This window comes from Streptomyces pseudoechinosporeus, assembly GCF_054783935.1.
Map to the genome: position 1 here is coordinate 14,664 of NZ_BAAGPS010000043.1, position 18,512 is coordinate 33,175.

An 18,512-nucleotide genomic window follows, 5' to 3' on the forward strand; every position below is an offset into this window, starting at 1 on the left:
GTTGCTGGTCGTGGGGCTGGTGTGATGGCTCTTCCTGGTAATCGTGCTGGTCGTGGCGGGCTGTCTGGGCTGTAGATCATCTGTCAGCGGGCGATCTCGAGGTTGGCGTAGGACATGCCCCGCCGGGTCGGCACGACGCCGACGGGGCAGTCAGGGCTGGAGGTTGCGGTCCGGGGCCCACCTGTCGGGGTGGGGTCACAACAGCTTGCGCGCTTCGGAGTCGGCGAGCAGGTCCGGATTGGGCACCAGGGACTTGCTGGCGATGTTGGCCGGCATCTGGTGTGCCATGTGGAAGCCGAAGTCCTCGGTCACCGCCTTCTTCCAGTGCCGGGACAGGATGTTGTGGGTGGCCCACCGGGTGTAGCGCGGTCGCTTCATGATGAGCCGTGCGAGGTCCCAGGCGCGGTCGAGGAGCTGCTCGCGCGGGAGCATGTCGCTGATGATTCCCCACTCCAGGGCCTTGACCGCCGGAATCGACTTGGCCGCGCAGATGTAGTAGGCGGCGCGTTTGGGTCCCATCAGAGCTTCCAGGGCCATGCCTTGGCCGTCGCCGGGTGGTGAGCCCAGCCAGAAGTGCGGGTCCATGAAGTCGGCGTCCGGCGCCGCGAAGGTGACGTCGCTCATCATGGCGAACTCGGTGTGCACGCCCGGGCCGTTGACGACCGCGATCGTCGGGATGTCGATGTTGGTGACGAAGCTCTCGATGAGCTTCCACCCGTCCATCATCCGTTGGTAGGTGTGATCGGGGTCCAACTCGGAGGCGGGCCGGGGATTGTGCCCCTTGTCGCCAGTGCCGGTGATGATCAGCACCTGGTTCTCGGGGTCGTTGCCGATCTCCTGCCACACCCGCGTCCACGCGTTGTGTGCGGCGTGGGTATGGGCGTAGGGGCCGTCGTTCGTGTGCAGGCGGGCTTCCCGAGTGGATGCTGGAGGAGCGGTTCGCCGCACTGGCTGCGAACGGCGAGATCCGAGCCGCGGACCCCGGACTTGCGGCTCGGCACTTCATCGCTCTGACAATCGGCCTCGCGCTGGACGAACTCAAGGCCGCGAGGACACCGAGGCCATGGAGCCGACGATTGCGGCCGTCATCGCCGACGCGTTCCTGCGCGCGTACCGGTGAACCCGCGTGCACGGGTACCGACATCCGCGCCAGAGCTTCACCGAGCGCGTTCAGTCCGCAACCGCGCGAGGCGTGGCCCCGGCCACACCCCGCCCGGCGCCTCCGGCAGTGGTGGGTTCGGTTCATGGGCGACTGCCGGTCCGTCGTGGCTGGTCGCGCAGTTCCCCGCGCCCCTAAAGGGCGCGTCCCTGGAGCCGCCAGCCACAACGTGCCCGCACTTGCCCACCGGCGGGAGGGGCCGTGGGCCGGTGCGTCGTATGCCCGTCGCTTAGGTTCGGTCTCGGAGAACCAGGACCGTGTACCAACACCGGGCCGTATGCCCGGCCTGCGACGGGCTGACGCACCGGCCCACGGCCCCGACCCACCACGCACCCCAGGGGCGCGGGGAACGGCGCGACCAGCCACCACGCACCCGCAGCCGCCCCACCGCCGGAGGCACCCCGCGGGGAACGGCGCGAGCAGCCACAACGCACCCGCACCCAAAAACCGCGCCCTCAGCGGAGCGCCACGGCTTCGACGCCGCTGTGTCAGTCCCTCCCTCTACGGTTTGCCCATGACTCCTGACATGCGGGACCGGTTAAGTCCCTTCCGTGACAAGGCGATCGCGCGGGGCATACCAGCCGACGACGTAGAGCGATGGCTGGCCACCGCCCGCCCCTGTGCGACGCTGACGCGGGACGGGGACGGGCCGGTCGTGGGCCAATTTGGCGGTCCGCTCCTGCTTCCGGCCGATACCCCGGACCCCGCCCACCCCTTCGTCGCCTCCATCGACCTCGCGGCCCTGCCCGCCGACGCGACGGACCTGCCCCTGCCTCCCGACGGCCACCTGCTGCTGTTCGCCTTCCCCGAGACCGCCGACGATCCCGAAACCATGGGCAGTGTGGTGTACGTCCCCGTCGGCTCGGCCGTGGCGGAACGGGACAGGCACGCCTGGAACTCCTTCGACTTCGAGGATGACGAGGCGATGTTCGAGGCGTTCCCGCAGGGTCCGCTGCGGGCGACGACCAGCGTGTCGCTGCCCTACCACCAGGCGGTCGAACTCCTCGGCACGCCGGGCAGCGGGCCGCTTCCCGGGCATCCCCGCTCCGAGGAACTCGTCGCGGTCTGGGAGAGCACCCATGACGACATCGCCCCCGAGGGGCCTCTGCAGATCGGGGGATACGCCGATGAGGAGGCCGTCTACACCGACCCGGTCGCCGTTGCCGTGTCCAGGGCCATGAAGGCGGCGGAAGCGGGCCGGTGGGACGGACCGGTTTCGGGTGACGTCTCGGACTGGGTGCTCCTGGCCGACTGGCATGCCGGCATGGACGTACAAGGCTGGGAGAGCGCCACCGTCCACTGGGTGATCCAGCGCGAGGACCTGGCCGCGCGGCGCTTCGACCGCGCGTTCACCTCGGTCTTCTGGAACCCCTGACCTGTGCCCTGGGCGGTTTCATTCCGATCGGCTGGTCGTTGGTCCGGGTGTGCCGGGCCAACCTGTACATCGACGGCGGCGAGAACCAGATCTGACCCGCGGGCGACATCCATCGCGATCAACTGGTCGCGTGGCTCCGGGCGAGGACGTTGACGCGGAGATCAAACGGATGGGGGCTGCCGCCGATGTTCGTCGAAGGCGGCCATCATCCGGGTGGGCGTCTCCCCGTACTGCTTCTTGAAAGCCCGGATGAAATGGCTGCTGTCGGAGAAGTGCCAGCGCGCTGCGGCTTCCGCGATGGTCGGCCTGCCCCATGGGGTGAGCAGTTCGTGCCGTGCGCGTTCCAGTCGTCTGCGGCGGATGTAGGCCGCCACCGACTCTTCGGCTGTGCCGAACGCGCGGTGCAATGTGCGCACAGAGACGTTCAGTTGGCGTGCCAGCCACCGAGGCGAAAGGTCGGGGTCCGTGAGGTGCTCGTCCGCGAGATCCATCGCGGCGCGGGCGAGTGCGGGAGCCAGCTGGGGCTCGGCGTCGTCGAACTCGTGTCGCACAGCGGCTCTGGCGAGTTCGAGCAGGGCGTCGCGTGCGCCGTGGACGCCTGCCCCGGTGAGGCCGCGCACGGTCTCGCGGACCATGCTCGCGTGGGCCATGAGAATGCGCATCTCGCTCGAACGGGTCGAACCGACGATCTGCCTGCCGCGGGTTGTCCGCTCGAGCACTGCGGTGGGCAGGATCAGTACCGTCGCCCGGGCCCCGGGCACCACGTCGAACAACGAGGGTGGGTTGTTGTGACGGGCAATGAAGGACCCGGCCGGAACCGTGACGCTTTCACTCCGTCCGTCAAGTGCGGCGAAGCGCCAGGAGCCGTGCCGCATCAGGTGCACGAGCACCCGGTCGCCGCATTCGCGGGCCGCCGCGGGACGCCCGAGGAAGCGCTCGCTGTAGACGTCCGCGATCACTGCATCGTGCAAGTTGGCGGCCTGGACGTTGATCCGGAAATCGCCGGACTCGCCGACGTCGAAGGAGGGCAGGGGTAACGCTTGGCCCGTTTGTGTCTCCCACTCCTGCCGGAAGACGTCGAATCCGTTTCTGGCTGTTCTCGGCTTCGTGACGTCTGCCCTGAACGTCCTCCCCAGCCGGTTCCCCGTCATGACTCTCTCGCCGTCGCCCTCTTCCGTAAGGCACGGAAGTCCCATCGGTGTGTCACTCAGATACAAGCGCCCCCACACCAACCAAAAGAAAATTACAGGCCTCTGCAACACGAGAGGTAACGAGGTCCTACTTTCATGACCGAAACGACCACGACACACGCAACGGACGAGGGCGCCGACGACCCGGCAGCTGATGTCGCAAACCTGATGCAGATGATCGCCGGCGGCGCGATCCTCCAGACACTGCACGCGGTTGCCGAACTCAACATCGCCGACCACCTTGCCGATGGAGCACGCACGGCAAGGGAGGTGGCCGCGCGCGAAGGCAGCCATGAACGGGCCACCTTCCGTCTGATGCGTGCGGCCGCTTCACTGGGAGTGCTCAGCTACGAAGGGTCGGGGCGCTTCGGCCTGACCGGGCGGGGGCAACTGCTGCGTACCGGTGTGCCGGGCTCCCTGCGCTCCTTGGTGCTGATCCAGGCCGGGGAGTCGCACTGGCAGCCCTGGAGCCTGTTCCCCGAGGCAGTGAGGCAGGGCGCGAGCCAGGCGAAGAAGGCATTGGGCGCGGACGTCTTCGACTACTACGCGCGGCCGGAGAAAGCCGATAAAGCCAGACTGTTCGCCGAGTCCATGCGCGACTTGGCCGGCATGGTGACCCAGGGCATCATGGCCGAGGCCGACACCAAGGGCATGTCCACCGCGATCGACGTCGGTGGCGGGGACGGACACCTCGTCCTGGGACTCATGGAGGCCAATCCCGCTCTGCACGGCCAGGTACTCGACCTGCCGCACGCCGTCGATGATGCGATCCGGCAGGCCGGACGGCGGGGTCTGTCCGACCGTTTCTCCGGTGTGCCGGGCGACTTCTTCCATGAGGTACCCAGCGCGGATCTCTACCTCCTCAAGACCGTGCTCCACGACTGGGACGACGAGCGCTGTACGACGATCCTGCGCAACTGCCGCTCTGCGGCGCGCGAAGGCGGGCGCGCCCTGGTCGTGGAAATGCTCGTCGACCACGAGATCGGCAAGCCCGACTTCGCCACCATTGCGGACGTGACCATGCTCTGCGTCACGGGCGGCATCGAACGAGACCTGGACGAGTTCGACGCTCTCTTCGCTGCGACCTGCTGGCGCCGCGGCAGAACGTACCCCGTTGGCGGCGGCTACTACGCCATGGAACTCGAGGCCATCTGACCAACCGGACTGCGGGTGGCGTCCAGTTGCTGTCCTGCATGACCGCTGCCTCCGACGTTCAAGAGGCGGTCGGCGCCGTAATCAATTACTCCCCAAGGGACGCCCTCTGAGGAGATGAGCGACTCTGTAATCGAGTCGATGAATTTCAGGAAAATGACATGTCAAAAATTCTCATTACCGGTGCCAATCGGGGCATTGGCTACGAGACGGCCCGAGCACTCATCGCCGAGGGTCACACTGTGTGGCTGGGCTGTCGGGACAAGGCCCGAGGGGAGCGCGCCGCCGGCGAGCTGGGCGGGAAATTCGTATTGCTCGACGTCACCGACGACGCCTCTGCCCAAGCTGCCGCCGCAACCATCGGCCAACTGGACGTACTGGTCAACAACGCGGGCCTGCTGGAGCCGCCGACGCACATCGGAGACCTCACGTCCGACCTCGTGCACCAGGTTTTCGACACGAATGTCTTCGGTGTCGTCCGCGTCACGACGGCCTTTCTGCCTCTCCTGGCGGAGTCGGCGCAGCCGACGGTGGTCAACGTGACCAGCAGCATTGGCTCGTTGGCCAAATCGGCCGATCCGAACGACGAATTCACCGCCTACCCGCAGGATGTGTACCGCGCTTCCAAGGCGGCTCTCAACATGTTCACCGTCCAGTACGCCAAGGCATACCCCGCTGTGCGGATCAATTGCGTCGACCCGGGTTTGACCGCAACCGACATGATGGGTGGTCAAGTGGGCCAGCCGGTAGCCCGAGCAGCCGCGATCGTCGCCAGGGTTGCTCTCCTTGGCCCGGACGGCCCGACCGGACAGTTTCTCGGTGCCGACGGCGTCGTCCCGTGGTGACCGTGAACGCGAAGCCCAGGGGGCCCATCACCGAGACCATCGACCGCTTCGTCGACAGCTTCAACGTCCAGGACCTCGACCTCGCCATGTCCTTCTTCGCCGAGGACGCCGAGTACCTTCCCGGCGACGGCACCACCCACCGCGGACCCGCACAGATCCGCGCCGCGTTCGTGCCGATCTTCTCGGGGAAGTTCGGCCTGGTCACCTTCGACGAACACGACCGGCTCATCGACGAACCGCAGCGTCGCGCGGCCATCCGCTGGACCTGCCGCCTCGACCTGGCGCCCCAGCACACCCGCGGCACCACCTCGGTGCTGCGCTGGGCCCTCCGCGCCCGCTACGGCAGCCGGATGCGCTGGGAAGGAACCGACATCTTCCACTTCGACGAGGAGCTTCGCATCACCGGCAAGTACACCTACGCGAGTTTCCGTCGGCCCATCATGCTCAAGGGCTGACCGCCTGGCGCTACGTCAGCCAGGGCGCCGCCGCGCCCCGGCTGCGATCGCTCAGTCGACCGTCGCTTCGATGATCGAGTAGGGAATCGACGTCGGTACGACCCTGTCGATGCTGATACCGGCGGCGTTCAGCAGCGACTCGTACTCCGCCCGGGTGCGTTCCTTCCCGGAGCCCATGGCGAGCATGGTGAGGTCGATCGTCTTGGCCACGTGCGGCTCGTCGCCGTCCGGCATCACAGCCTCGAAGACCAGCACCCGAGCACCCGGCCCACCCGCCTTGGCCGCTGACTGGAGCAGGCTGACGGCGGCGGCGTCGTCCCAGTCGTGAAGGATGTAGCTGAGTACGTAGATGTCCGCGAAGGGCACGCTGTCGAAGAAGTCACCGGCGACGACCTCGACCCGGCCGTCGAGCCCCCGGGCGGCGATGTTGGACCGCGCCGCCGGCGTCATCGCGGGGAGGTCGAAGACGATCCCCCGGCGGTCGGGCAGATCCTTGATGAGTTCGACCAGGACGCTGCCGTCGGCTCCCCCGATGTCGGCGACGAGCTCACCGGCGGGCAGCGCGTAGGCGTCGAGCATGCCGGCGCGAAAGCCGTTGGTGACCGCGGCCATCGCATCGCTGAACTGCCGCGTTCGGTCCGGACTCTCGGTCAGCCAGTCGAAGAAGGGCTGACCGAGGTAGTGCGTCGCAGCGGGCTCGCCCGTCCTGAGCGTCTGCAGCAGATCACCGAACGGGGCGTAGTGGGTCTCCATCCACATGAGCGCCACCGCGTGCACCGAATCGTCGGCGTTGCGGGACAACGTCGCCCCCAGGGGCGTCAGGGACACCCGATCGCCGTCGAGGACGAACAACCCCATCGAGGCGAGCGTGCGCAGCAGCCGGCGCAGGGGCTCGATCTGCGCGCCCGACCTCTCCGCCAGTTCGCTCACCGCCAGCGGGCCCCCGGCCTCGTCCAACATCGTCGGCAGGTCCAGCTTGGCCACGACGTAGACGGCCTGGGAGACCTGAAAGCCTCCCGTCATCTGCAACATGACGTCTGTCGGCTTCGGCATCGGCGGGTTCATCAGCGCTCTCCTCTTGAAGTCCGTCGGTGACAACGGACGGATCGAACAGTCGATGGTCGGGCGGCGGCGATGCCGCGGGGCACACAAGGTTTGTCCTCATTTGTGTGAACCGCGCCCGGAACCGCCCTGGGTTTGCTCCTCCCGCCGAAGCTTAGGAAGGTCGGCGCGGCGCGCCCTTGAACCACAGCGGCATCCGTACGGAACATCCGCGCCACGAGACAGCGTTGGAGCAGCGCATGGAGGTAGACGATGAACAACGCTGCACCGGAGGCCGAGGGGTCGCGCGGGGCGTTCTTACTGGACTCCACCATCGCGGGCGCCGGGCCGCGCGGGTTCGACGCCTTACGGCACGTATGGGAGACGCAGATCGGCGATGTCTTCCAACTGCCGACCTTCAGTCCGGCCACGATCGGTGACCTCCGGGTCAAGGGCCGCGCCGCCAAGGTGCGCGACGTGAGGTTCGCCGATGTCCGCAGCGCGTCGGCCCTCGCGGGCACCCCGGGTGACGATCACGATGCGGTGGTGATGCACGTAGTGCGGCGCGGCACATGGACGTTGGATGACCCGCCCAATCGCGGCGAACACACGGTTTCGGCCGGGCAGTTCCGCCTCCGGCACTTCGGACGGCCCACGCAGTTCGAGACGGCGCCGCACACGACGACGAAGATCTTCGCTCTGCCCGCCGCAATGCTCAGCCCCGTGCTCGGGAACCGGATCATCACCGGGCCGGCGAACTCGGCCGAGGTGCGCCTGCTGGTGGCCCACACGGAGATGGTCCACGCAACCATTGCCGACCTCGGCCCGGCCGGTGTGCACGCCGCTCACAGCACCCTGATCGAGCTGGCCAAGGCTGTGGTCGTACGTCGGTTCGACGACACAGAACCCCTGCTGGCTCCCGCGCTCGCCAAGGCCGCGAAGGACCTCGCCAACAGCCATCTCGCCGATCCCGAACTGTATCCGGCGATGCTGGCGCGTCAACTCAACGTCTCCGTACGCACGTTGCAGCGAGCGTTCGCCGCGGCGGGAGAGTCGGTGGCCGCCTACATCCGCCAACGGCGGCTGGAAGAAGCCCGCCTCGCGCTCTCCGCCCCGTCCGGACGGCTGAGCGTCTCCGAACTTGCCGCCCACTGGCACTTCGCCGACAGCAGCCACTTCATCCGCGCCTTCAAGAAGCAGTACGGCCGAACACCCACCGAATACGCAGGCTCGACCAGGTCGGCCAAAAGATGACCCGGCCTTGACGGTCATCTGTCGGCCGGCCACGCACCCGGCCCACCTGCCTATAAGAGGGCATCTGATCAATGAGCTCCTCCGGTTGGGCCCGGATCGGGTGACGAGGGAGCCGTGACGCACGAAACTCCTTGCCCGTTGCGATGGTGTCAACTACCGCCCGGAGCAAGGAGCTTCGTGGTCACCTGTCGCGCCACCCTCGATGTCCCGTCCGACCTGGTTTCCTAGCTGGAGAGCTCCCTCGTAAGCCGCCGCTGCGACGCTGTGTCTCCTGCAACGCACTCAACCGCTCACCGGTTCAACCGCCCATAACCCGAGCACCCCCAGACGGTAGTTCAACCGCCACCCCTTCGGGACGCCCCCGTTCCCGTCCCCGTACGAACTCCTCCCGCAGACGTTCCACCACCTCCCACGTCGGCTCAGCGAAGCTCTCGATCCCCGGGACCGGTTCTCCAACCGACGGCGGTGCACCACCGGATCCGAACACACCACCTCGATGAACACCACCGGCACACCATGACGATCCGCCAGCGACCGACACTGTCCCCGCGCCGCCTCCACGGCGTTGACCGCATCGACGATCACGGTCTGGCCCATGCCGAGCACACCATCGGCCACAGCCTCGGCCACGACATACGCCGCCAGGCCCGTGGGCTGGTCACGGGCCACCCCCGCACGCCACATCGCCGCCTCGATCGGGTCCACGGACACGACAGGAGCAGCCAGCTTGCGCCCCAACGCCTCGGCGACCGGCCGTGCCTCAGCAGGGGTGGCGACTGCGGTGTGGCGCCTCGCGCGCACGCTGTTGCGGGCGCGCTGGTTCAACTGCCGCACCGCAGCGTCGGACTTGCCCACCGCGGCGGCGATCTCCGCGTAGTCGAAGCCGAACACCTCGCGCAACACGAACACCGCGCGCTGGGCAGGGGTCAGGGCCTCCAGGACCAGCAGCATCGCGGTGGTCACGGCCTCGCCGGTGAGCACATGGTCGATGCCGTCGGGTGCCGCGCCGACAGCGTCGCACGCCAGCGGCTCGGGCAGCCACGGCCCCACGTACTGCTCCCGGCGGCGGACGGCCGACCGCAGTACGCTGAGCGCCTGCCGGGTGACGATCTGCGCCAGATAGGCCCGCGCGTTGTCCACCGAGGTGTGGTTCACCGACCGCCACCGCAGGTAGCTGTCCTGCAGGACGTCTTCGGCGTCGGCCACCGACCCGAGGATCTCGTAGGCGATCGAGAACAGCAGGGCCCTGTGCGTGGTGAACTCGTCCGCGGGATCCGGCTGCTCGGTCACTTCGAGCCCCGCAGCCAGGCGTACGTGGCGGTGCGGGCGCCGAACTTCGCGTAGCGACAGACTCGCTCCTTGACCGCGGCCGCGGTGCGCCCGGCGAAGTAGAGTCGCCGCACGGTGTCGTTCCTGCGGCCGGCCTGCAGCAGCCCGTCGCGCCGGCCCAGGCTCAACGCCTGTCCGGTGTACCCCGGTGTACCCCATGGAGTAGGGACGACTGACTACTGCTTGCGCGCCACACCGCCGAAGTCGTCGACCTCGGCGGGCGCTTGTTCTCCGGACTGGCTGGGGCGCCACCGGGAGACGGAGACCAGGCCGGGCTCCAGCAGTTCCAGGCCCTCGAAGAACCGGGCGAGTTCTTCCGGGCTGCGGTTGATGCGGGGGTTGTCGCTCGCCTCATTCCACTGCTCGATCATCTCGCGCATCTGCTGCGGGTTGAGTACTTCGGTGTCGTCGCAGAGCACGAGGTAGCTGCCGGAGGGCAGAGCGTCCATGAGGAGGCCGACGATGTCATAGACGGTGTCGTCGGTGATGTGGGCGGTGATCCCCAGCAGTATCAGCGCGACCGGCTGGGTGAAATCCAGTGTCTTGGCGGCCTGTTCCAGGACGACGGTGGGATCGCGCAGGTCGGCGTCGATGTAGTCCGTGGCTCCTTCGGGCGTGCTGGTGAGCAGCGCCTCGGCGTGGGACAGGACGACCGGATCGTGATCGACGTAGACGATCCGGGTCTCGGGGATCAGCCGCTGGGCGACTTCGTGGGTGTTGTTCGCGGTGGGCAGGCCGGTACCCACGTCCAGGAACTGGCGGATGCCGGCCTCGCCGACGAGGTACTCCACCGCCCGGACGAGAAACGCCCGCTGCGCCACGGCGATGTCGAGGATCGCCGGGTTGGTGCCCGCGATCTGGTCGCCGACTTCCCGGTCGATCTCGTAGCAGTCCTTCCCGCCGAGCCAGTAGTTCCAGATCCGGGCGGAGTGCGGCACGCTGCTGTTGATGAGCGGGCTCTCAAGTGACATCGGAACTCCCCGAGTTGGGCGGATGACACTCCATAACCTAGGCGAGTGAACCAATGCGAGTTCGGTCGCCGGCACCTCACCGAGCCCGGCCAGTCCGACGCCAAGGGCCTCGCGCGGGTCGCGGGGCGAATCCTGGGGCCCGGGTGCGTCGTCTCGGACCGCTTCGCCCCGCACCATGAACGGCCAACAGCCGGGGAGAAGCAGGCAGGCCTGCGCCTGGTCGACGCCGACGACCCGGGAGAACCAGAAACGTGGCTGGTCCATGAGGCGCTGACCTACCGTAAGTGCGCGGCCTGCGGCAGGCGCACAGCCGGCCTGCCCGAGCGCCACGTACGGACCGAGTGGACGCCACGGCGGACCTCGGTGAGACGAGGCCGCAGCCGGTACACCCGAGAGCTTGCCCCCGTAGACCAGGGACCGCACGCCGCTGACAGTCCGGCCTGCCCGACTGCGCCCCCGCGGGACAGTCCCACAACCGGCACGAGCAGGCCGGGCTCGCTCACCCTGCGCGAAGGGCGCTGGTCATGGCTCGGAATATCTTCCTCCAAGAACCGGAATGCCCACCTTCAAGATTGACTCAACGCACGCCAAGGTTCAGCAACGCGGACGATTCTCCGCGGATCCGGACGTACGTTCTTCCCCGTGAACACTGACGTTGCACCCCACAGAGCCGTCGGCCGTGCGTCGGCTGCGTCCGTCGCGGCGGCGATCCCCGCCCGGCGCTCCCTGCTCCGCGCCGCGCTGACCGGCACCGTTGCCATCGGTGCCGGTCTCGCCGTCGGCGCGCCCGCCGCTGCCACCACGCCCCCCACCGGCAGCACTCGCCCCCGCCCGACCACCGCCGAGGAAGCCCTGCGGGAACTCACGGCGGGCAATCTCCGCTGGCGCACCTACTGCGAGCGGCACCCCCACGAGACGCCCGCCGTCCGGCAGGACCTGACGGCGGGTCAGCACCCGTTCGCCGTGGTGCTCGGCTGTATCGACTCGCGCGTACCCCCGGAACTGGTCTTCGACCAGGGCCTCGGCGATCTGTTCATCGTGCGGTCCGCCGGCGAGGTCCTGGACGAGGCCGTGCTCGGCAGCATCGCGTACGGGCCGCTCGAACTGGGCACGCCGCTGATCATGGTGCTCGGGCACCAGTCGTGCGGCGCCGTGACCGCCGCCGTCGAGGCGGACGAGACCGGCGAGAAACTGCCCGCCCACATCCAGTACCTGGCCGACCAGATAGCCCCGGCCATCGACCACACCAAGGAGGGCGACGCGCGCATCGACGCGACGATCAACGCCAACGTACGCATGGTCCGCTCCCGGCTCGCCGCCGAGCCCGACCTCGCTGCCAGGGTGGTCTCGGGTGACCTGGCCATAGTCGGCGCCCGCTACGAGCTGAACACCCAGCGGGTCCACCGGATCTGCTGATCGCCGCATCCCCTGGGCGTTCGTCGTGCCGGCGAGGGCCGGAGGGGTGCTTGCGCGCACTCCGAAGGCCCGCAACGGTCCACCGTCTGCCCACTGTTCGATGCAGTGGCGGATGTATGCCTCGGTGTCTGCCCGGGTTCCCGGCCCTCCGTTGAGCCAACGCACCAGGAGTTCGTCCTCCCCCGCCAGATGGTCGTCGACGTCGTCCAGGTTCAGGGGGACAGCGTGATGGCGCCGTCGGTCAATGTCAGATCATGCACGTGCCGACTCTCAACTCCTTGGCTCGTCACGCGCAATGGAATATGCGGGCTGAAGGGCCGGGAGTACGGTCGGTGACGGGCGAATCGCTACTCGAACAGGTGCCGGTGGGTCAGGCTCCAGGTGATTCTGTCGGCAAGTTGGGTCAGCAGCCATTGGATGCCCACGTGGCCTGGGGCTCGTGCCCTTGCTCGGCAAGGCTGCGTACAAGGTCGGCGTTGTCGCGCTGTCTGGCGATGACGGCCTCGACGATCCCCTCGGTCGAGTCGATCCCGTAGGCGGTGCAGAAGAGTTCCAGCCGTCGGCGGCGGTCCGGCGGCGCGGGGTAGTGCAGCCGGCGCAGGCATTCGGCGTCGCCGCGGAACGGGGCGACGTATTCCAGCGCGTAGGCCACGTCGTGCAGCCGTGGCGCGGGACGGGCGAAGTCCCAACGGATGTGGATTCCGGCCCCGGCCAGTTGACTCACGACCGGCGGCTGAGGAACCGTTCCCGGGACCGGTGCGCGGGGGTGCGCACGGCGAGAAGAGCGAGGTCGTCGTGGCCGTCGCCGGGGTTCTGGTCGGCCAGCGTGCAGCAGAGTGCGTCGAGGGGCAGCCCGACGTGGGCGGCGGCGGTGACGGCAAGCGTGTCCAGTCCGGCATCCAGCGGGTGCTCGGGGTGTTCGACCAGGCCGTCGGTGAACAGCAGCACTGTGTCTCCGGGCGCCAGCGGGTGGATGTGGTCGGGGCGTGGCAGGCGGGTGTCGACGCCCAGCGGCACGCCGGGTTCGGCCTGCAGGTAGCGGGTGCGGCCGTCGGCAGAGAGGAGCATGGGCGGCAGGTGGCCGGCCGTCGACCAGTGCAGGCGCCAGCCGTCGCCGCCGGGTTCGATGCGGGCCAGGCAGGCGGTGGTGACGGGGGCGTCGGTGATGGCGTGCAGGGTGTCGTCGAGCCGGTCCAGGACCAGGCTCGGCGGGGTGCGCCGGTCGTACAGCAGGGCGCGGAGCATGTTGCGGGTCTGCGCCATGGCGGCGGCCGCGGTCAGGTCGTGGCCCACCACGTCGCCGATGATCGCGGCGCAGGCGCCGTCGGGGAGCAGCAGGGCGTCGTACCAGTCGCCGCCCAGGTGGTGGTCGGGGGCGGTCGCCGGCCGGTACACCGCGGCCGCGGTGAACGGAGCCAGGTCGGGCAGGGTGGGCAGCAGCAGGCGCTGGAACTGCTCGGCGGAGGTACGCACCTGCTGATACAGCCGGGCGTTCTCGATGGCGATGCCGGCGGCCCCGGCCAGCGCGAGGACGACCGCCGCGTCCTGGTCGTCGAACGGTTTGCCGTCGCGCCGGTCGGTCAGGTACAGGTTGCCGTAGATGCGCCCGTGCACGCCGATCGCCACCCCGAGCAGGGCCCGCATCGGCGGATGCCCGGTGGGGAAGCCGACCGCGTCCGGATGGTGCGGTACGTCGTCCACGCGCAGCGGTTCGTGCTGCTCGATCAGGTGGGCGAGCAGGCCGCGGCCGTGCGGGGGGTGTACGTCGGCCAGGGCCTGGTGCTCGGTGTCGCTCAGGCCCAGCGGGATGAAGTCCTCGAGGCCCGTACGGTCCTCGTTGAACACGCCGAGGGCGCCGTAGCGGGCGTTCACCAGCTGCATCGCGGCGCTCACGATCTCCCGCAGCACCACCGGCAGCTCCAGCTCGCGGCCGACCGCGAGCACCGCGTCCAGCAGCGCCTGCATGCGTCCCTGAGCCCGGGTGAGTTGTTCGACCTGCCCGGCGATGTCGACCACGTCCGCATCCCCGGCCGGACTGAACGCCGTCGGCGACTGCCGGCGCTGAAGGCTCTCGTCGCCGCTCATCGGCGCCTCACCTCTTCCCGGCCGCTCCCGGGTTCTGCGGGCCGGATACGGCCACACCGCACACCCTAGAACACCGGTAGCCCTCTCGCCCCGCCGTGAGCGCCAGCGGCAAGGAGCGGCCTTACAGCAGTTACCGCACGCCGTCAGGCGATCCCTCCGCCCTCGCCGGCTCGGAGGGTGTGGCCTGCAGCTTGAGCGGGGGCCAGGGGCGCACCCGCACCCGGCAACGAACCCAGCGTCGGGAGGGGTCCCCGTAGGGACGGCCTACCGTGCTCGTCGACGTCGAGGAGGGCGATGGTGAGCTCCTCGGAAGCGGACACCGGCAAGAAGTGGACTGGTGAGAGGTGAGGGGGATGGACTTGCCCGCACGAGTGAAATGCGTCGCGGCGGTGGTGGTCGGGGGCGTACTGGCCGTCGGCGGTTGTTCGTCGGACAAGGACACGTCCGAGGCCAAGCAGTCGGCGAGCCCGGTACCGAGCCGTGCGCTCGTCGTCTGGGCCGACGGAATGTGTGAGTCCACCGACGGTTTCGAGGCGTTGAAGAAGGAGAGCGCCGAGGGCATCAAGGACGTCACGGATCCCCCCGAAGACGTGATCATGCCGATCGACATGGAGACACAGAGCTATCTGTCGAGCACCTCGTCGTCCCTCGACACGGTCGCTCAGGGGCTCGACAGTGTACGGAAGACGGGCATCACCGCCGCAGACCGGCTGCACGACCGGCTGGCCAAGGATGTCGGCAAGGCCGCCGCGGAGGCCGACAAGCTGTCCGACCCCATGACTCTCTACAGCCTCTCCGAGAAGGAGCAGATCGACCGCGCCGAGCGCCTGGCCGGCCTGGTCGAGGCCCTGAAGATGCCGAAACCCGCACTGCCGGCCGTGGTCGCCGAGGAACCGAGGCTCAAGGCCGCCCACGGGCTCGCGCCCCGCTGCGTCCCGCCCGCCAAGCCGTCACCCAGCGCCCCCGAGCCCGCGTCCCCGAGCCCGGCCTCGACCGGCCCGCTGCCGAAGGCCAAGGACGGCAGGGACACCGGAGCCTGCAAGGACGGGGACTGCGAGGTCCTCGTCACCAAGCCGGTGGACTTCGTGGTCGGCGACTGGAATCTGCACGTGACCGTGAAGGGCTCCACGGTCACCGTCACGCACAGCGATTCCTCGGGATTCGTGAGCAATATGTCGTTCGGCGACGGCGGGGGAGGCGCGTTCTCCACAGCGGACGGCAAGGAGACCACCGTCGACGCCATCGCGGTCAACAAGGACGGCGCCGTACTGAAGTTCAGTACGAAGTAAGTACCCGTCAACGGCACCCAGAATGATCCAGATGACGGCCGACAGCGGCGCCGCTTGCAGAGGGATGTGCCGGCACGGCAGGGTTTCGGAACGTGGCCACCTTGTTGATCGTGCATCACACGCCTTCGCCCAACTGCCAGGCGATGTTCGAAGCCGTCGTGTCCGGCGCGACGGCACCGGAGATCGAGGGCGTACGGGTCGTACGGCTCGCCGCGCTGTCCGCGACGGCGTCGGACGTACTGGCCGCGGACGGATATCTGCTCGGCACTCCGGCGAACCTCGGCTACATGTCCGGCGCCCTCAAGCATTTCTTCGACCAGGTGTACTACCCGTGCCTGGACGCGACACGTGGTCGCCCGTTCGGCTTCTACGTGCACGGCGGGAGTGACACGACAGGGGCCCTGCGCGGGATCGAGTCGATCACGATGGGCCTCGGCTGGCGCCGTGCGGCCGAGCCGGTGACCGTCACCGGCGAGCCGGGCAAGGCCGACATCGAGGCGTGCTGGGAGCTCGGCGCGACGGTCGCAGCCGGATTGACGGACTGAGCGCGGGGATTCCTGAATTCAGGAATCCGTGCATTTAGCCCGTGTATCTGGCCAGTCCACCAGGGGGTGGGGCCCGGAGCCGAGGTGAAACGGCTCCGGGGCCCACTCTGCTGCATCACATTCAGCGGCCGGTGTACTGGAAGATGTAGAGCCCGTAGTCGCGGTCGGAGGCGGCGACGTACTCCTTTCCGAAGTGGTGGAAGGTCTGGACGCCCCAGAAGTTGCTGCCCTCTTCGTCGATGAAGCGGCCGACCTCCACGAGCTTGTTGTGCTTGACCTTCGCGACGCGGAAGCCGCCCGCGTAGTAGGAGAAGTACGCGAGATCGGGCCGCACCTGGGAGGCGGCGGCCTCGTGGATCGACAAGTCGCCGAAGCCGGTGGCGTACTCCGGGTCGTGCGCCTCGTCGATGGCGTAGGTGTCCAGCTCGGTCATCTTCCCGCGCTCGTTGCGGTACAGGTGCGCGTAGCCCCAGCCGTCGAAGAACGAGGAGAAGGTGAGCCGGTCGCCCTTGGTGCCGATGTCCACCGGCAGGGTGGCCGGGCCGGTGCCGGCGAGGCAGTCGTCGTTGTTGTAGGGCTGGTCGAAGACGGCGAAGCCCTGGCCGCGCGGTGCTACGCCGAAGGTGGGCAGGGTGCCCTCGACGGTCATGCCGGCCTGGCTGTCGCAGGCGTCGGCGCCGGTGCGGTTGACGACGAGGACGGCGTCGTAGCCGCCCGCCGCCTCGATGTTGGCGACCTTCTCGCTGTAGGTGCACACGCCGCCTTCGACGTGGGAGCCACGTTCGACGACGGCGATGTCCATGGCGGCGGGGTCGCCCGGAGGGACGGCCGGACCACCGTTGCAGGCGCGACCGACGTACGTGGTGCCGCCGGTGACGGTCTGCCCTTCTTCCAGGGCGACGCCCTGGGCGGCGTTGACGGTGGTGTCGTCGTCCGTGTTGCGGGCCGAGACCTGGTACGGGGCGAAGTCCTCGTCGGCGGCGATGACATACCGGTTGTCGAGGGTGAACTCGGCCTGGTGGGCGTTGCCTTCGGGCGCCACGTCGAGTCCGCTCTCGGCGGCCTCGGGGTCGGGGTCGGCGAAGTCGGTGTCGCCGAGGTACGTGATGTTCTTCGGGTCGGTCACATCCGCGGTGATGTACCCGCCGTCCCAGTACGAGGCCAGCAGCACCTGGCGGCCGCGGATCTTCTTGACCACCATGTCGTGGAGGAAGATCTCCCCCAGGTTCTCCGGCGCCGCCTGCACGATCTGCGGGAACGTCTCCGTCAGGTCGTACTCCGCGACGAGTCGCGGGTTCGCCGGGTCGGTGATGTCCATGAAGTCGGTGTTGGCGCCCTCCTGGTTGTCGACGATCACGGCGTACGCCTTGTCGCCGGCGTCCCAGGCGAAGACGCTGTGGATGTCGTTGGCCTTCTCGGTCTGCTCGCCGTCCAGCGTGAAGTCGCCGATGCCCTCGGCCAGCACCTTGGGCTTGGCGGGGTCGGTGACGTCGTAGAGGTTCATGCCGCCGGCACCGCCGTCGCCGCAGACCTCGTTGTTGCTGACGAGGACGTCGCCGGTGAAGGCGGGCGTGGAGAGGCGGACGGTCTGGATGCCCTCGCCGGGGGCGCTGCCTGCCGGAGCCGGGATGAACCCGGCGACCTTCGGTTTGCTGGGCTTGCGGATGTCGACGACGTGTACGCCGGTGTTGTCGCAGCCCACGCCGCCCCAGGAGGCGAGGTAGGCGTATCCCTTGTAGACGCCGACATCGGCGATCTTGCCTTCGGTGACGTTCGGCAGCTTCAGCTTGCTGATGAGGCGGACGTTCTTGTCGGTGGCCGGGAGGTGCCCCTCCTCGCCGCCGTGCTGGTGGTCGTGGTCATGGGCGGCACCGTTGTCGACGGCGTCGTCCGCGGCGGGGACGCCGTGTCCGTACGCGGTGCCGGTGAGTCCGGTGACGGCGAGGGTGATCGCCGTGACAAGGCTGGTGGCGGCCCGTCTGTGGCCGTTGTGCATGGTTCCCTCCACTGGGACTGGTCGGGTCCCCCGAGGCGCATGCCGGTTCGAACAACCGGCACCGGAAAGGTACTTGATGTTTCAATCGGGTGAGCGGTCGTCAATGTGGCTGTATTCGGGGGAAGTTGAGGAAACCGTGTGTGCACTCACTCCAGGTGAGCCGGAGAGTGCCGGCCGTATCGGGTGGCCGCTGACCGCCGACAGCATCGACACCTTCTGCGAACCCGCCCGGCGGTTGGGCGGGTTGCCTCCGGCGGTTGGGCGGTTGGGTTCGTTTTCGGGTGCGGGTGCGTGGTGGCTGGTCGCGCCGTTCCCCGCGCCCCTGGGTGGGTGGTGGGTCGGGGCCGTGGGCCGGTGCGTCAGCCCGTCGCAGGCCGGGCATACGGCCCTGGCCTGGTACACGGTCCTGG

16 protein-coding genes are annotated in these 18,512 nt (G+C 68.6%); 8 read left to right on the forward strand and 8 right to left on the reverse strand.

What is annotated here, in order from left to right; genetic code table 11:
* Positions 1 to 195 precede the first annotated feature (195 nt).
* Entirely contained in the window at positions 196 to 846 is a 651-nt protein-coding gene (locus tag ACYVO6_RS33080; RefSeq protein ID WP_461067663.1) for an enoyl-CoA hydratase/isomerase family protein, read from the reverse strand.
* An 827-nt stretch (positions 847 to 1,673) separates the two neighbouring features.
* Between ACYVO6_RS33080 and ACYVO6_RS33085 the strand changes: the two genes are divergently transcribed.
* Entirely contained in the window at positions 1,674 to 2,534 is an 861-nt protein-coding gene (locus tag ACYVO6_RS33085) for a DUF1963 domain-containing protein (RefSeq protein ID WP_461067665.1), read from the forward strand.
* 161 nt (positions 2,535 to 2,695) lie between these two features.
* On the opposite strand, the gene ACYVO6_RS33090 is transcribed toward ACYVO6_RS33085, so the two are convergent.
* Positions 2,696 to 3,505 (reverse strand): helix-turn-helix domain-containing protein, encoded by an 810-nt coding sequence (locus ACYVO6_RS33090; RefSeq protein WP_461067667.1) that lies wholly within the window; start codon positions 3,503 to 3,505, stop codon positions 2,696 to 2,698.
* A 315-nt stretch (positions 3,506 to 3,820) separates the two neighbouring features.
* Between ACYVO6_RS33090 and ACYVO6_RS33095 the strand changes: the two genes are divergently transcribed.
* The 3 genes from ACYVO6_RS33095 to ACYVO6_RS33105 all read left to right on the forward strand — a co-directional run bounded on the left by ACYVO6_RS33095 (position 3,821) and on the right by ACYVO6_RS33105 (position 6,176).
* Complete coding sequence (locus ACYVO6_RS33095) at positions 3,821 to 4,879, forward strand: methyltransferase (RefSeq protein ID WP_461067669.1); 1,059 nt, start codon at positions 3,821 to 3,823, stop codon at positions 4,877 to 4,879.
* Positions 4,880 to 5,037: 158 nt separating this feature from the next.
* Positions 5,038 to 5,721: an SDR family NAD(P)-dependent oxidoreductase gene (locus ACYVO6_RS33100; RefSeq protein ID WP_461067671.1), complete on the forward strand. Its 684-nt coding sequence runs from the start codon at positions 5,038 to 5,040 to the stop codon at positions 5,719 to 5,721.
* Between the two features lie 2 nt (positions 5,722 to 5,723).
* Positions 5,724 to 6,176, forward strand: coding sequence for a YybH family protein (locus ACYVO6_RS33105; protein ID WP_461067673.1), 453 nt, complete (start codon positions 5,724 to 5,726; stop codon positions 6,174 to 6,176).
* Between the two features lie 51 nt (positions 6,177 to 6,227).
* Here the strand turns inward: ACYVO6_RS33105 and ACYVO6_RS33110 are convergent, their stop codons facing one another.
* Positions 6,228 to 7,241, reverse strand: coding sequence for a methyltransferase (locus ACYVO6_RS33110; protein WP_461067675.1), 1,014 nt, complete (start codon positions 7,239 to 7,241; stop codon positions 6,228 to 6,230).
* A gap of 249 nt (positions 7,242 to 7,490) precedes the next feature.
* Between ACYVO6_RS33110 and ACYVO6_RS33115 the strand changes: the two genes are divergently transcribed.
* On the forward strand, positions 7,491 to 8,471 hold the full coding sequence (locus ACYVO6_RS33115; protein ID WP_461067677.1) for a helix-turn-helix domain-containing protein: 981 nt from the start codon (positions 7,491 to 7,493) through the stop codon (positions 8,469 to 8,471).
* Positions 8,472 to 8,753: 282 nt separating this feature from the next.
* On the opposite strand, the gene ACYVO6_RS33120 is transcribed toward ACYVO6_RS33115, so the two are convergent.
* Positions 8,754 to 9,761 (reverse strand): sigma-70 family RNA polymerase sigma factor, encoded by a 1,008-nt coding sequence (locus ACYVO6_RS33120; protein ID WP_461067679.1) that lies wholly within the window; start codon positions 9,759 to 9,761, stop codon positions 8,754 to 8,756.
* A gap of 215 nt (positions 9,762 to 9,976) precedes the next feature.
* Positions 9,977 to 10,771, reverse strand: coding sequence for an SAM-dependent methyltransferase (locus ACYVO6_RS33125; RefSeq protein ID WP_461067681.1), 795 nt, complete (start codon positions 10,769 to 10,771; stop codon positions 9,977 to 9,979).
* Between the two features lie 642 nt (positions 10,772 to 11,413).
* On the opposite strand from ACYVO6_RS33125, the gene ACYVO6_RS33130 reads away from it, so the two are divergent.
* Complete coding sequence (locus ACYVO6_RS33130; RefSeq protein ID WP_461067683.1) at positions 11,414 to 12,187, forward strand: carbonic anhydrase; 774 nt, start codon at positions 11,414 to 11,416, stop codon at positions 12,185 to 12,187.
* 403 nt (positions 12,188 to 12,590) lie between these two features.
* Here ACYVO6_RS33130 and ACYVO6_RS33135 read toward each other — a convergent pair whose 3' ends face one another.
* The gene (locus ACYVO6_RS33135) at positions 12,591 to 12,911 is read right to left on the reverse strand and encodes a hypothetical protein (protein WP_461067685.1); all 321 of its coding nucleotides are present in this window, start codon (positions 12,909 to 12,911) and stop codon (positions 12,591 to 12,593) included.
* Positions 12,908 to 14,272: a PP2C family protein-serine/threonine phosphatase gene (locus ACYVO6_RS33140; protein ID WP_461067687.1), complete on the reverse strand. Its 1,365-nt coding sequence runs from the start codon at positions 14,270 to 14,272 to the stop codon at positions 12,908 to 12,910. The genes ACYVO6_RS33135 and ACYVO6_RS33140 overlap by 4 nt, the downstream gene beginning before the upstream one ends.
* Before the next feature lie 353 nt (positions 14,273 to 14,625).
* On the opposite strand from ACYVO6_RS33140, the gene ACYVO6_RS33145 reads away from it, so the two are divergent.
* Both ACYVO6_RS33145 and ACYVO6_RS33150 read left to right on the forward strand, forming a co-directional pair.
* A complete protein-coding gene (locus tag ACYVO6_RS33145) occupies positions 14,626 to 15,561 on the forward strand; it encodes a hypothetical protein (protein ID WP_461067689.1) in 936 nt (311 codons plus the stop codon).
* A gap of 92 nt (positions 15,562 to 15,653) precedes the next feature.
* The gene (locus tag ACYVO6_RS33150; protein ID WP_461067691.1) at positions 15,654 to 16,106 is read left to right on the forward strand and encodes a flavodoxin family protein; all 453 of its coding nucleotides are present in this window, start codon (positions 15,654 to 15,656) and stop codon (positions 16,104 to 16,106) included.
* Positions 16,107 to 16,227: 121 nt separating this feature from the next.
* Here the strand turns inward: ACYVO6_RS33150 and ACYVO6_RS33155 are convergent, their stop codons facing one another.
* On the reverse strand, positions 16,228 to 18,102 hold the full coding sequence (locus tag ACYVO6_RS33155; protein WP_461067693.1) for an LVIVD repeat-containing protein: 1,875 nt from the start codon (positions 18,100 to 18,102) through the stop codon (positions 16,228 to 16,230).
* Positions 18,103 to 18,512: the final 410 nt, after the last annotated feature.